The sequence below is a fragment of the Streptomyces flavofungini genome (assembly GCF_030388665.1).
GTDB classification, from domain to species: Bacteria; Actinomycetota; Actinomycetes; order Streptomycetales; family Streptomycetaceae; genus Streptomyces; species Streptomyces flavofungini_A.
In genome coordinates, this window is record NZ_CP128846.1 from 7,843,858 (window position 1) to 7,856,700 (window position 12,843).

The 12,843-nt window shown below is 73.0% G+C and carries 12 protein-coding genes; 10 read left to right on the forward strand and 2 right to left on the reverse strand.

Features of this window, described 5'->3' with window-relative positions:
- Nucleotides 1–213 precede the first annotated feature (213 nt).
- On the forward strand, nucleotides 214–1,146 hold the full coding sequence (gene fmt / locus QUY26_RS33780) for a methionyl-tRNA formyltransferase (RefSeq protein ID WP_289953523.1): 933 nt from the start codon (nucleotides 214–216) through the stop codon (nucleotides 1,144–1,146).
- A 185-nt stretch (nucleotides 1,147–1,331) separates the two neighbouring features.
- Entirely contained in the window at nucleotides 1,332–2,834 is a 1,503-nt protein-coding gene (locus QUY26_RS33785; RefSeq protein ID WP_289953524.1) for an RsmB/NOP family class I SAM-dependent RNA methyltransferase, read from the forward strand.
- Nucleotides 2,835–2,858: 24 nt separating this feature from the next.
- Here the strand turns inward: QUY26_RS33785 and QUY26_RS33790 are convergent, their stop codons facing one another.
- A complete protein-coding gene (locus tag QUY26_RS33790; RefSeq protein WP_289953525.1) occupies nucleotides 2,859–3,521 on the reverse strand; it encodes a TetR/AcrR family transcriptional regulator in 663 nt (220 codons plus the stop codon).
- A gap of 152 nt (nucleotides 3,522–3,673) precedes the next feature.
- Between QUY26_RS33790 and QUY26_RS33795 the strand changes: the two genes are divergently transcribed.
- From QUY26_RS33795 to QUY26_RS33805, 3 genes are all read left to right on the forward strand, one after another.
- Nucleotides 3,674–4,108 carry a hypothetical protein gene (locus QUY26_RS33795; protein ID WP_289953526.1) on the forward strand — a complete coding sequence of 145 codons (435 nt, stop codon included), beginning with the start codon at nucleotides 3,674–3,676 and terminating at the stop codon, nucleotides 4,106–4,108.
- 116 nt (nucleotides 4,109–4,224) lie between these two features.
- Nucleotides 4,225–4,632, forward strand: a complete 408-nt coding sequence (locus QUY26_RS33800) for a YciI family protein (RefSeq protein ID WP_289953527.1) — start codon at nucleotides 4,225–4,227, stop codon at nucleotides 4,630–4,632.
- 8 nt (nucleotides 4,633–4,640) lie between these two features.
- Nucleotides 4,641–5,780, forward strand: coding sequence for an RNA polymerase sigma factor (locus QUY26_RS33805; protein ID WP_289953528.1), 1,140 nt, complete (start codon nucleotides 4,641–4,643; stop codon nucleotides 5,778–5,780).
- A gap of 33 nt (nucleotides 5,781–5,813) precedes the next feature.
- Here the strand turns inward: QUY26_RS33805 and QUY26_RS33810 are convergent, their stop codons facing one another.
- The gene (locus QUY26_RS33810) at nucleotides 5,814–7,961 is read right to left on the reverse strand and encodes an MMPL family transporter (protein ID WP_436840447.1); all 2,148 of its coding nucleotides are present in this window, start codon (nucleotides 7,959–7,961) and stop codon (nucleotides 5,814–5,816) included.
- 158 nt (nucleotides 7,962–8,119) lie between these two features.
- Between QUY26_RS33810 and rpe the strand changes: the two genes are divergently transcribed.
- The 5 genes from rpe (at nucleotide 8,120) to QUY26_RS33835 (ending at nucleotide 12,782) form a co-directional block, all read left to right on the forward strand.
- Nucleotides 8,120–8,806, forward strand: coding sequence for a ribulose-phosphate 3-epimerase (gene rpe / locus QUY26_RS33815; RefSeq protein ID WP_289953529.1), 687 nt, complete (start codon nucleotides 8,120–8,122; stop codon nucleotides 8,804–8,806).
- Nucleotides 8,807–8,940: 134 nt separating this feature from the next.
- A complete protein-coding gene (locus QUY26_RS33820; protein ID WP_289956261.1) occupies nucleotides 8,941–9,993 on the forward strand; it encodes a sugar-binding transcriptional regulator in 1,053 nt (350 codons plus the stop codon).
- Between the two features lie 198 nt (nucleotides 9,994–10,191).
- Nucleotides 10,192–10,665: a ribonuclease domain-containing protein gene (locus QUY26_RS33825; RefSeq protein ID WP_289953530.1), complete on the forward strand. Its 474-nt coding sequence runs from the start codon at nucleotides 10,192–10,194 to the stop codon at nucleotides 10,663–10,665.
- Between the two features lie 67 nt (nucleotides 10,666–10,732).
- Nucleotides 10,733–11,176 (forward strand): barstar family protein, encoded by a 444-nt coding sequence (locus QUY26_RS33830; RefSeq protein WP_289953531.1) that lies wholly within the window; start codon nucleotides 10,733–10,735, stop codon nucleotides 11,174–11,176.
- A 163-nt stretch (nucleotides 11,177–11,339) separates the two neighbouring features.
- A complete protein-coding gene (locus tag QUY26_RS33835) occupies nucleotides 11,340–12,782 on the forward strand; it encodes a GuaB1 family IMP dehydrogenase-related protein (protein WP_289953532.1) in 1,443 nt (480 codons plus the stop codon).
- Nucleotides 12,783–12,843: the final 61 nt, after the last annotated feature.

Here is a 12,843-nt window from a genome sequence, read left to right on the forward strand (position 1 = left end):
AGCGGGCCGCGTGTGCGGCCCGTTGTGGTCAACTTTCTCTTGACCCAACGCGCTACGTCGTGAGGGGTCACGGTCCAGGGGCGTATGCGCATATGCGCAGGGCGCACACCCATGCGTACGCCCCCGGGAAACCTCTGGGCAGGGCCCATAGACTGGTGCGTCGCCGACCACCCGAATCCGTCGTCGACCCCCAGAGAACCGAGGTACCACCCAGTGAAGCTGGTCTTCGCAGGCACCCCCGAGGTCGCCGTCCCCGCCCTGGACGCGCTGATCGCCTCCGGCAGGCACGAGGTGGCCGCCGTCGTCACCCGCCCCGACGCGCCCGCGGGCCGCGGCCGCAGGCTGGTCGCGAGTCCGGTGGCCGAGCGCGCGGAGGAGGCCGGGATCGAGGTGCTCAAGCCCGCGAAGCCGCGTGACGAGGCGTTCCAGGCCCGGCTGCGGGAGATCGCGCCCGACTGCTGCCCGGTCGTGGCCTACGGCGCGCTGCTGCCGAAGTCCGCCCTGGACATCCCCGTCCATGGCTGGGTCAACCTGCATTTCTCGCTGCTGCCCGCCTGGCGGGGTGCCGCGCCCGTGCAGCACTCGATCATGGCCGGGGACGAGATCACCGGTGCCTCCACCTTCCTGATCGAGGAGGGCCTGGACTCCGGACCGGTGTACGGCACGGTCACGGAGGAGGTCCGGCCCACGGACACCAGCGGCGACCTCCTGACCCGGCTCGCCTTCGCGGGTGCCGGGCTGCTCGCCGCGACGATGGACGGCATCGAGGACGGCTCGCTGACGGCCGTGCCGCAGCCCGCCGACGGCGTCAGCCTCGCCCCGAAGATCACCGTCGAGGACGCGCACATCGACTGGTCGGCGCCCGCGCTCCGGGTGGACCGCGTGGTCCGCGGCTGCACGCCCGCGCCCGGCGCGTGGACCGTGTTCCGTGGCGAGCGTCTGAAGCTGATCCAGGCCACGCCCGTCCCGGACCGCACCGACCTTGCGCCCGGTGAGATCGCGGCGGGCAAGAAGAACCTGTACGTCGGCACCGGCTCGTACGCCGTGGAGCTGCTGTGGGTGCAGGCGCAGGGCAAGAAGCCGATGGCCGCGGCCGACTGGGCGCGCGGGGTGCGGATCGCTTCCGGGGAGCGACTCGGCGTCTGACGCGGGTTGCGGGGGCCCGGGGGCGCCGTCCGGGAGGCATGCGCTGTCCCGTGAGGTATGCGGTCCCGCGCGGGATGCGCCGGGGACGCCGCCTGCGAGGGGTGCGCGCGAGGGCGCGAGTGGGAGGCCGGGCGTGGGCGACGTACGCTGACATGGTTCGCCCCATCACCAGCAGCGGAGCACCTTTGAACGACCAGCCGAACCGGCGTCCCCGCACCCAGGGCAAGTCCTCCGGCCAGGGCAGGCCCGCCTCCCAGGGCCGGCCCGGGAACCCCGGCAAGTCCTCCAAGCCGTACCGCCGGCCGCAGAAGGACCCCGTCCGCGTCCTCGCCTTCGAGGCGCTGCGGGCCGTCGACGAGCGGGACGCGTACGCGAACCTCGTGCTGCCGCCGCTGCTGCGCAAGGCCCGTGAGCAGGAGGGTCCCGAGAAGTTCGACGCGCGGGACGCGGCACTCGCCACGGAGCTGGTGTACGGGACGCTGCGCCGCCAGGGTACGTACGACGCGATCGTCGCGGCCTGCATCGACCGGCCGCTCCGCGAAGTGGACCCGCCCGTCCTCGACGTCCTGAACCTGGGCGTCCACCAACTGCTCGGCACCCGCATCCCGTCGCACGCGGCCGTGTCCGCTTCGGTGGAGCTGGCGCGGGTCGTGCTCGGCGACGGGCGGGCCAAGTTCGTGAACGCGGTGCTGCGGAAGGTGGCGCGGGACGACCTCGACGGCTGGCTGGAGAAGGTCGCCCCGCCCTACGACGAGGACCCCGAGGACCACCTCGCCGTCGTGCACTCGCACCCGCGGTGGATCGTCTCCTCGCTGTGGGACTCCCTCGGGGGCGGCCGGGCCGGGATCGAGGACCTGCTGGAGGCCGACAACGAGCGGCCCGAGGTGACCCTCGTGGCGCGGCCCGGACGGTCCACGGCCGCCGAACTCCTCGACTCGCTCGACGCGGACTCGGCGCTTCTGGGCCGCTGGTCGCCGTACGCCGTGCGGCTCAGCGAGGGCGGCGAGCCCGGCTCCCTCGAGCTGGTGCGCGAGGGGCGGGCCGGGGTCCAGGACGAGGGCAGCCAGCTGGTCGCGCTCGCACTCGCGAACGCCCCCGTCGAGGGGTCGGACAGCAAGTGGCTCGACGGCTGCGCGGGTCCCGGCGGCAAGGCCGCCATGCTCGCGGGCCTCGCCGCCGAGCGCGGGGCCGTGCTCCTCGCCGCCGAGAAGCAGCCGCACCGGGCCCGCCTCGTGGGCCAGGCCCTGGCCGGGAATCCCGGCCCCTACCAGGTCGTCGCCGCCGACGGGACCCGGCCGCCGTGGCGCCCCGGCAGCTTCGACCGGGTCCTGATGGACGTTCCCTGCACGGGACTCGGGGCCCTGCGGCGTCGGCCCGAGGCGCGCTGGCGGCGTCGCCCCGAGGACCTGGACGGGTTTGCTCCGTTGCAACGCGCCCTGTTGCGCACGGCGTTGGAGTCGGTGCGGGTCGGCGGCGTCGTCGGGTACGCCACGTGCTCGCCGCATCTCGCCGAGACCCGTGCCGTCGTCGACGACGTGCTCAAGCAGTGGGGTGACGCGGAACTGGTGGACGCCCGGGACCTGATGCCCGGCGTCCCCGCGCTCGGGGACGGCCCCGACGTCCAGCTGTGGCCGCACCTGCACGGGACGGACGCGATGTATCTGGCGGTCATCCGGCGCACGGGGTGAGCCGCGGCAAGGGCCGGGGCGGGTTCAGGTCGGGCCGGGGGCGGAAGGTTCCCCGGCCGGCTGCGGGGCGGCCTGGTCGGCCCCGCCGGTCCGTGAGGTCCGTGCCGCGGCCCCGATGCCCGCGATGAGCACGTCCAGGCCGCCCTTGATGCGGTCCACGTCCCAGCCGCGTTCCGTGCGCTGGAAGTCGAACAGGCCCGGCGTGTACGCCATCAGGAGCAGGTCCGCCACATAGGCGGCGTCCACGCCGGGGGCGAGCTCCGCGACCATGGCGGCGATCTGCTCGTGGTGTCGCCGGAAGGGCGCGCTGTGATAGCGCCCCGCCGGTGCGCTCGCCTCGGCCAGCAGCAGCAACTCCCGGTTTTCGTCGACGAGTTCGGCCAGTCCGTGCAAGAAGGCGCGCAGCCGGTCGGGCGGCGGGGGAGCGCCGGTCTCGCAGTGGCGCGCGAACGCCTCCTGGAAGCGGGTCTCGTTGTCCTCGATCAGGGCGTAGACGAGCCCTGCCCGGTTGTGGAAGCGCCGGTAGACCGTGCCGACCCCGACCCCGGCCTCCTTGGCCACCGCGTCCAGGGACAGCTCGGCGAAGCCGTCCGTCGCGAGCAGGCGCCGGGCGGCGTCCAGGATGCGGAGGCGGTTGCGGGCGGCGTCGGCGCGCTCGGTGGGGGCGCGCCCTGCGGGGGCGGTCATGCGGAGCAGCGTAGCGGACGTAGCGGAGGTGTCTCCGGTTATCCCTTGAAAACCGGAGGGAGCTCCGCTTAGAGTGGCGTCACGCCAAGCGGAGGACTCTCCGGTTGGCGGCCGGAGACTCAAGTCCCTTTGCTCATAAGGAGATCCACGTCATGGCTGCCGCCTCCACCCCGTCCGCTCCCCTCCTCAACGGCCAGGTGATCGGCATCACGTACCACGCGGTCGCCGCCGTACGGGATCGGCTTCTCGCCGCCCGGGGGCTGAACTTCCACCAGTCCGTGGCGCTCCAGGCCGTGTCCGACGGACTCGACCGCGCCGGTGCCGTCGACTACATGACCGCGAAGCTCAAGATCAGTGAGCCGGCGGCGCGCCTGCTGCTCGACGAGATCGCCGACGCCGGGATGGTCGACGGCTCCCTGCCCTCCCTCACCGACAAGGGCGCCCGCGCCCAGCGGGCGTTCGCGAACGCCGTGGCCGAGACGGCCGAGCGGCTGTACGGGGACCTGCCGGAGGCCGACCGCGAGATCGCCGCCCGCGCGCTCGCCCACGTCACCGCCAGGGCGAACGCCGAGCTCGACACCCTGTAGCGACCGGTCGGCCGACGCGGGCAAAAACTTCGGCGGTGATGTCGAGAATCCGTGACCGGCTCCGTCCCCGGGGTGAACGTGACCAGAATGGGTCGCACAGCACCGAGGAGAACGCCATGGCGAAGTACCTGTTGCTCAAGCACTACCGGGGCGCCCCGGAGTCCGTGAACCACGTGCCGATGGAGAAGTGGACGCAGGAGGAGATCACGGCCCATGTCCAGTACATGAACGACTTCGCCGCCCGCCTCGAGGAGACCGGCGAGTACGTCGACAGCCAGGCGCTCGCCCCCGGCGGCACGTTCGTCCGGTATGACGGCGAGGGCCGCCCGCCCGTCACCGACGGCCCGTTCGCCGAGACCAAGGACCTCATCGCCGGTTGGATGGTGATCGACGTCGACAGCTACGAGCGCGCCCTCGCACTGGCCGGAGAGTTGTCGGCGGCACCGGGCGCGGGCGGGCGGCCGATCCACGAGTGGCTGGAGCTGCGGCCGTTCCTGGGCGAGTCACCCACCGTCACGGAGTGACCCCGTCCATGAACGAGGCCCTGCTCAGGAGCCTCACGCCGAGCGTCCTCGGAATCCTCGTCCGCCGCGGAGCAGACTTCGCGGCGGCCGAGGACGCCGTACAGGACGCCCTGGTCGAGGCGGTCCGCGTATGGCCGGACGACGAGCCCCGGGACCCGAAGGGCTGGCTGGTCACCGTGGCCTGGCGCAAGTTCCTCGACGCGACCCGGTCCGAGGCCGCCCGCCGCCGCCGTGAGGACCTCGTCGACGAGGAGCCCCCGCCCGGACCGGCGACCTCGGTGGACGACACGCTCCAGCTCTACTTCCTGTGCGCCCACCCGTCGCTGACACCGTCCTCCGCCGTCGCGCTCACCCTGCGCGCCGTCGGCGGCCTCACCACCCGCCAGATCGCCCAGGCCTATCTGGTGCCCGAGGCGACCATGGCGCAGCGAATCAGCCGGGCCAAGCGCACCGTCTCCGGCGCTCGCCTCGACCGGGCCGGGGACGTCGCCACCGTGCTGCGCGTCCTCTACCTGGTCTTCAACGAGGGCTACTCCGGCGACGTCGACCTCGCCGCCGAGGCCATCCGGCTCACCCGGCAGCTCGCCGCCGCCATCGACCACCCCGAGGTCGCCGGGCTGCTCGCCCTCATGCTGCTCCACCACGCCCGGCGCGCCTCCCGGACCACACCCGACGGGGTCCTGGTGCCGCTCGCCGAGCAGGACCGCTCCCGCTGGCACACCGCGTCGATCGCCGAGGGCATCGGGATTCTCCAGGCGGCCCTCGCCCGCGACCGCCTCGGCGAGTTCCAGGCCCAGGCGGCCATCGCCGCCCTCCACGCCGACGCGCCCACCGCGGCGGAGACCGACTGGGTGCAGATCGTCGAGTGGTACGACGAACTCGCCCGCCTGACCGACAGCCCCGTCGTCCGGCTCAACCGCGCGGTGGCCGTCGGCGAGGCCGACGGGCCGCGCGCCGGACTCACGGCGCTGAAGGACCTCGACGCCACCGTCCCGCGCCACGCCGCCGTGGCCGCGTACCTCCACGAGCGCGACGGCGATCTGACGACGGCGGCACGGCTGTACGCCGAGGCCGCCCACCAGGCGTCCAACCTCGCCGAGCGCGACCACCTGACGCGCCGGGCCGCCCGCCTCAACGCCCGCCGGTGACACCTCCGGTGACGCCGCAGGACCGGCCGAACCTCACCGGCGGGCCTCCTCGCGCGCCAGCGCGTGGGGCCACCACACCTTCGGGCCCACGTCCAGGAACAGGGCGGTGACCAGGACCGAGCGGACGATGAAGGTGTCCAGGAGGACGCCCAGCGCGACCGCGAAGCCGATCTCGACGAACGCCACCATCGGGATCGTGGCGAGGGCGGCGAAGGTGCCCGCGAGGACCAGGCCCGCCGAGGTGATGACCGCCCCGGTCGCGGAGAGGCCGGTCAGCACACCGGGACGGGTGCCCTGGCGGGCCGCCTCCTCGCGGATGCGGGTCGACAGGAAGATGTTGTAGTCGATGCCGAGCGCCACCAGGAAGACGAAGACGAACAGCGGGAAGTCCGTGGTCTCCCCGGGGAAGTCGAAGATGTGGCGGAAGACGAGCGCGCTGATGCCGAGGGCCGCCGCGAACGACAGGATCACCGTCGCGATGAGCAGCAGCGGGGCGACGACGGCGCGCAGCAGGACGGCGAGGATGAGCAGCACCACCAGCAGGACGAGCGGAATGACCAGCTTGTCGTCGCGGATGGTCGCCTTGTCCATGTCGAGCAGCGTGGCCGTGCCGCCGCCGACGTGCGCGTCCGCGTCCGGCACGGCGTGCACCGCGTCCCGGACCCGCTCCACGGTGTCCTTGGCCGCCTTGCCGTCGGCCGGATCGGTGAGGGTCGCCTCGACGAGCACCTTGCCGTCGTGCTCGGCCTTCGTGCCCGGGGGCACCGAGACGCTTCCCTTCTGCACACCGCGGGTGTTGTCGACGGCGCGGCTGACCTCGTCGGCCTGCGCCTTGTTCGCGATGACGACCATCGGATCGCCGCTGCCCGCGGGGAAGAAGTCGGCCTTCACGTCCTGGCCCGTGACCGAGTCCGGCTTGTCGATGAAGGAGTCCTCGTTGCTGACCCCGGCCGCGCGCAGCTGGAGCAGGCCGAGGGCGAGCGCCGCGAGCGCCAGCGAGGTGACGATCCAGGTCTTGCGGGGACGGTCGGCGATCCGGCGCCCCATGCGGGCCCACACGCCCTTCTCGGCCGGGTCGGCGCTGCCCTCGTGCGGGACCAGCGGCCAGAACAGCCAGCGGCCGCAGATCACGAGCAGCGCGGGGAACAGCGACAGCATCGCGAGCACCGCGACCGCGACGCCGATCGCCGCGACGGGGCCGAGCCCGCGGGTGGAGTTCATCTCGGCGGCGAGCAGCACCAGCATGCTCAGGACGACGGTCGCGCCGGACGCGAGCACGGCGGGGCCCGCCCGGTGCAGGGCGAGGGCCATCGCCTCGTGCCGGTCCGCGTGGCGGCGCAGCTCCTCCCGGTACCGGGCGACGAGCAGCAGCGCGTAGTCCGTCCCCGCGCCGAAGACGAGGACGGTGAGGATGCCCGCGCTCTGGCCGTTGACGGTCAGGTCCGCGTGCTCGGCGAGCAGATAGATCAGCGCCTGCGCCGCGTACAGCGACACGAGGGCCGAGATCAGCGGGACGAAGAGCAGGATCGGGCTGCGGTAGGTGATCAGGAGAGCCACCACGACGACCGCGCCCGCCGTCAGCAGCAGCGTCGAGTCGATCTCCGCGAAGGCCTCGGACAGGTCGGCGGAGACGCCTGCGGGCCCGGTGACGTACACCTCCAGGCCGTCCTCGCCCTCGCCCACCTTGTCCTTGACGTCGTCGACGGCCTCCGGCAGGTCGTTCCAGAGGTCGTTGTCCATCGTCAGCGGTACGTAGACCTGCGCCGCCTGCGCCTTGGCGCCCGGCTTGTCGAAGGCCGGGCCGCGGGTCTCGTCGCCGCGGATGAAGTGCGAGCGCAGCTGCTTGACCTCGCTCACGCCGTCCGCGATCCGCGCCCGGTCCCGCACCGTCAGCGGGCCGTCCTCGCGGGCGAACAGGATCACCATCGGCATGGTCTCGGGACGGAAGCCCTCGGAGGTGTCAAGGACCCGGGTGGACTCCGCGGACCGGGGCACCCAGGACGACGCCGTGTTGTCCTGCTGGTCGGCGAGCTTCGAGGCAAGCGGCGCCGCGAGCACCAGGACGACCAGCCAGAACACCAGGACCAGCCACTTGGCGCGTGGCCCGCAGACCAGCCAGGCCACTCCCCGTCGCTCCTGGCGCTCGTTGTCGGACCGCGTCCCGGACCGAGACATGGGCATGGTTGTCCCCCTGCTGTCCCACGCGCTGGCGGTGGACGGACAGCATGGCACGCGGCGCACGGGCCGGGGGAGGTCGCTTTCACCCCCGGCGTGCGCCCCTCGGTGGCCTTGGCGGGACCGGCACAGGCAACCGCCGCCGGGCATGGCAGTCTTGGGGCATGGCCGTGCAGATCAACCCCAGCATCCTCTCCGCCGACTTCGCCCGCCTCGCCGAGGAGGCGCGCGCCGTTCAGGGCGCAGATTGGCTCCATGTCGACGTCATGGACAACCACTTCGTACCGAACCTGACCCTGGGGGTGCCGGTCGTAGAGTCTTTGGCGCGGGCGACGGACACGCCTTTGGACTGCCATCTGATGATGGCGGACCCCGATCGCTGGGCCCCTCAGTACGTCGAAGCGGGCGCGGGATCCGTCACCTTCCACGCCGAGGCGGCCGCGGCGCCCGTGCGGCTCGCGCGCGAGATCCGCGCCAAGGGCGCCCGCGCGTCCATGGCGCTGAAGCCCGCGACGCCCATCGAACCGTACGAGGACCTGCTGCCGGAGCTGGACATGCTCCTGATCATGACCGTCGAGCCCGGCTTCGGCGGCCAGGCCTTCCTCGACATCATGCTCCCCAAGATCCGCCGCACCCGTGAGCTCATCAGCAAGCACGGACTCGAACTGTGGCTCCAGGTCGACGGCGGCGTCTCCACCGCCACCATCGAGCGCTGCGCCGAGGCCGGCGCCGACGTCTTCGTCGCCGGATCGGCGGTGTACGGGGCGGACGACCCGGCAGCGGCGGTACGTGCACTGCGCACCCAGGCCGAGGAGGCCACCGGGGCCGCCGGGTGGGCCTGCGCCCACTGAGGCGTGGACCGGGGTATGACGGGGCCGCCGCTTGGCCAACGGCTTGGCCACGGGAACGTGAACGCGGCCCATCAGGGCTGATCAAGTACGCCGGATCTGCAAGGATGAAGAGCGAATCCAGGTGTACGTATGTGGTGAACAGCAGTGAGGAGAGCACCGTGTCGGCCATGTCGGCGGGTCGGTCAGCCATGCGGATGGGACCCGCGGAGCTGGTGCAGGCGGCGGCCATGGCCCGCCGTTTCTATCTCGAGGGCAAGTCCAAGATCCAGATCGCCGAGGAGTTCGGCGTCAGCCGCTTCAAGGTGGCGCGGGTCCTGGAGACCGCTCTCGAACGTGATCTCGTACGGATCGAGATCCGCGTGCCCGCGGAGCTGGACGCGGAGCGCTCCGACGCGCTGCGCGCCCGCTACGGCCTGCGGCACGCCGTCGTCGTCGAGTCCCCGGCGGCGACCGAGGACATCGACGAATCCCCGGACCCGGAGAACCTCGGCGAGGTCGCGGCCGGGCTCCTGGGCGAGCTGGTCAACGAGGGCGACGTGCTCGGCCTCGCCTGGGGGCGCTCGACCATCAACATGGCGGCGGCGCTCGACGCCCTGCCGCCCTGCACGGTCGTGCAGCTGACGGGCGTGTACGACGCCGGGACCGCCGAGCGCGGTTCGGTGGAGGCGGTCCGGCGGGCCGCGCAGGTCTCCGGTGGCGACGCCCACCCGATCTACGCCCCGATGCTCCTGCCGGACGCGGCGACCGCCGCGGCGCTGCGCCACCAGACGGGGATCGCGCGGGCCTTCGAGTACTTCGACAAGGTCACCGTCGCGGCGGTGTCCATCGGCTCCTGGGAGCCCGGCATCTCCACGGTGCACGACATGCTCACCGACGAGGAGCGCGCGCACTACGCCTCGCTCGGCGTCGCCGCTGAGATGTCGGCGCACCTCTTCGACGCCGAGGGCCGCAGGGTCGGGCGCGACCTGGGCGAGCGCTGCATCACCGTCGAGGCGGACCGGCTGCGCCGCATCCCCGAGGTCGTCGCGATCGCCGGGGGCCAGCGCAAGGCCGCCGCGATCGACGCGGTGCTCCGCTCCGGCCTCGTCACGAGCCTCGTCACGGACACGGCGGCGGCGGACCAGCTCCTGGTCGCCGGTTCGGCTCCGCGGCCGGCGCTCGACCGGGCGGATCCGGACGGGGAGTAGCACGGGCCCGCGCGGTGCGCGGGTGCGGCCGGGGGGGCCGGGGGACGGGGACGGCGGGGGAACAACGGGGCAGCCGGGGCAGTCGGGGGCAGTCGGGGGCAGTCAGAGCGGTGGGGCGGCCCGGCGGTGGGGGCGGTGACCGACCGGCGCTCGGACGTCGGCGCGCGCCGGTGCGCGGAAGCTGGCAGCATCGGCCCCATGATCTTCCGGTCCTCCGGCCAGCTGCGAAGAGCGCTCCTGGGCGCACTCCTGATCTGCCTCGCGGTCCTGCTGACGGGATGCGGCGCAGAGGGGGACGACACCCCCGACCGGCAGAGCACGACAGACCGGCAGAGCGCCACCGACCGGCGCAGCAGTCCGGGCGTCGCGGCCCGGACCCCCGCCTGGGCGCGCGGCATGGAGACCGTCGAAGCCGCCCGCCTCCCCGCCGAGGCACGCCGGACGCTGCGCCTCATCGACGCCGGCGGGCCCTTCCCGTACGAGAAGGACGGCAGCGTCTTCGGCAACTTCGAGGGCGAACTGCCCCGGCACGCACGCGGCTACTACCGCGAATACACGGTCCCCACCCCCGGGGCCCGCAACCGCGGCGCACGCCGCATCGTGACCGGCCGGGAGCACGAGACGTACTACACGGACGACCACTACGCGTCGTTCAAGGCGGTACTGAGATGACGACGACGGAGACGAGGGCGGCGGACGTGGTGGGCGCACCGGGCGGGACGAGGGAGGCGACGACGTGATGGCGGATGAAGGCGAGGAGCGGGCCGCGGTGGACGGCACGGGCGCGCGAGGCGCCGACGGACACGGCGCGGGGCAGCAGCGCGGGCCCGTGCCCCCGTCGGTGCTCGACGCCGTCCGCGGCAGCGGCTGGGCCACGCTCACGCTCGATCTGACCGGCGTGCACGACAAGGGCGCCTTCATGGACCGGTGCGCGGACGCGCTGACGCTGCCGGACTGGTTCGGCCGCAACTGGGACGCGCTCGCGGACTGCCTCACCGACCTGTCCTGGGCGGACGACGCCCCGGGGCGGCTGCTCGTGGTCTCCGGGTGGTGGGAGTACGCCGAGGCGGCGCCCGGCGACTGGGCCGTCGCGCAGGAGGTGTTCGCCGACGCGGTCACGTACTGGCAGGGACGGGAGCGGGGCCTTGAGGTCGTCCTCGTCGTGGGGCCGCTGTCGGGCTGAGGCGGAGCGTGTCCGGCTTGGAGGATCCGACCAGGGCCCCGGGGGGCGTCTGGGTGATCGTCCCAGGCGGCGCAATCCCTTCGGCATGGGACAATGAAGTACGTGCTTTTCCCCCGGCTGTCCTGTTCGGGGGCCACCTCTGATCGACTGGGATGAGCAGCACGTGCGTTTCCTCAATGACATCCAGCCCCCGTACGACCTGACGTACGACGACGTCTTCATGGTGCCGAGGCGCTCCGCCGTGGGCTCGCGCCAGGGCGTCGACCTCTCGTCGCCGGACGGCACGGGCACCACGATCCCGCTGGTCGTCGCCAACATGACCGCGATCGCCGGCCGCCGCATGGCCGAGACCGTCGCCCGCCGTGGCGGCCTCGTCGTCATTCCGCAGGACATCCCGATCGACGTCGTCACCGAGGTCATCTCCTGGGTGAAGACGCGCCACCACGTGCTGGACACCCCGATCGTCCTCGCCCCCACGCAGACCGTCGCGGACGCCCTCGCGCTGCTGCCCAAGCGGGCCCACGACGCGGGTGTCGTGGTGGACGCGGACCACAAGCCGGTCGGCGTGGTCACCGACGCCGACCTCAGCGGCGTCGACCGCTTCACCCAGCTGTCCGAGGTCATGTCGAAGGACCTGCTCCTCCTGGACGCGGACATCGACCCGCGCGACGCCTTCAACAAGCTGGACGGCGCCAACCGCCGCTACGCCCCGGCAGTCGACAAGGACGGCCGCCTCGCGGGCATCCTCACCCGCACCGGTGCCCTGCGCGCGACGCTGTACACGCCGGCCGTGGACGCGAACGGCAAGCTCCGTGTCGCCGCCGCCGTCGGCATCAACGGCGACGTGGCGGGCAAGGCCAAGCAGCTCCTCGACGCGGGCGTGGACACGCTCGTCGTGGACACCGCGCACGGCCACCAGGAGTCGATGATCGCCGCGGTCAAGGCCGTGCGCGCGCTCGACCCGCAGGTGCCGATCGTCGCGGGCAACATCGTCGCCGCCGAGGGCGTGCGGGACCTGATCGAGGCGGGCGCCGACATCATCAAGGTCGGCGTCGGCCCCGGCGCCATGTGCACCACGCGCATGATGACCGGCGTGGGCCGCCCGCAGTTCTCCGCGGTGCTGGAATGCGCCGCCGAGGCCGCGAAGTTCGGCAAGCACGTGTGGGCCGACGGCGGTGTCCGGCACCCGCGCGACGTCGCCATGGCGCTGGCCGCCGGCGCGTCGAACGTCATGATCGGCTCCTGGTTCGCGGGCACCTACGAGTCCCCGGGCGACCTCCAGCACGACGCCCAGGGGCGCGCCTACAAGGAGTCCTTCGGCATGGCCTCCGCGCGTGCCGTGCGCAACCGCACCTCCGACGAGTCGGCGTACGACCGCGCCCGCAAGGCGCTCTTCGAGGAGGGCATCTCGACCTCCCGGATGTTCCTCGACCCGACCCGTCCCGGCGTCGAGGACCTGATCGACTCGATCATCGCGGGCGTCCGTTCCTCCTGCACCTACGCGGGCGCCGCGTCCCTCGCGGAGTTCGCCGAGAAGGCGACCGTCGGCGTCCAGAGCGCCGCCGGTTACGCCGAGGGCAAGCCGCTGCACGCCAGTTGGAGCTAGTCCGCCCCCAACGCCCGGACGGCCCCCGCGAGTTCATCGCGGGGGCCGTCCGCGTTCTCCG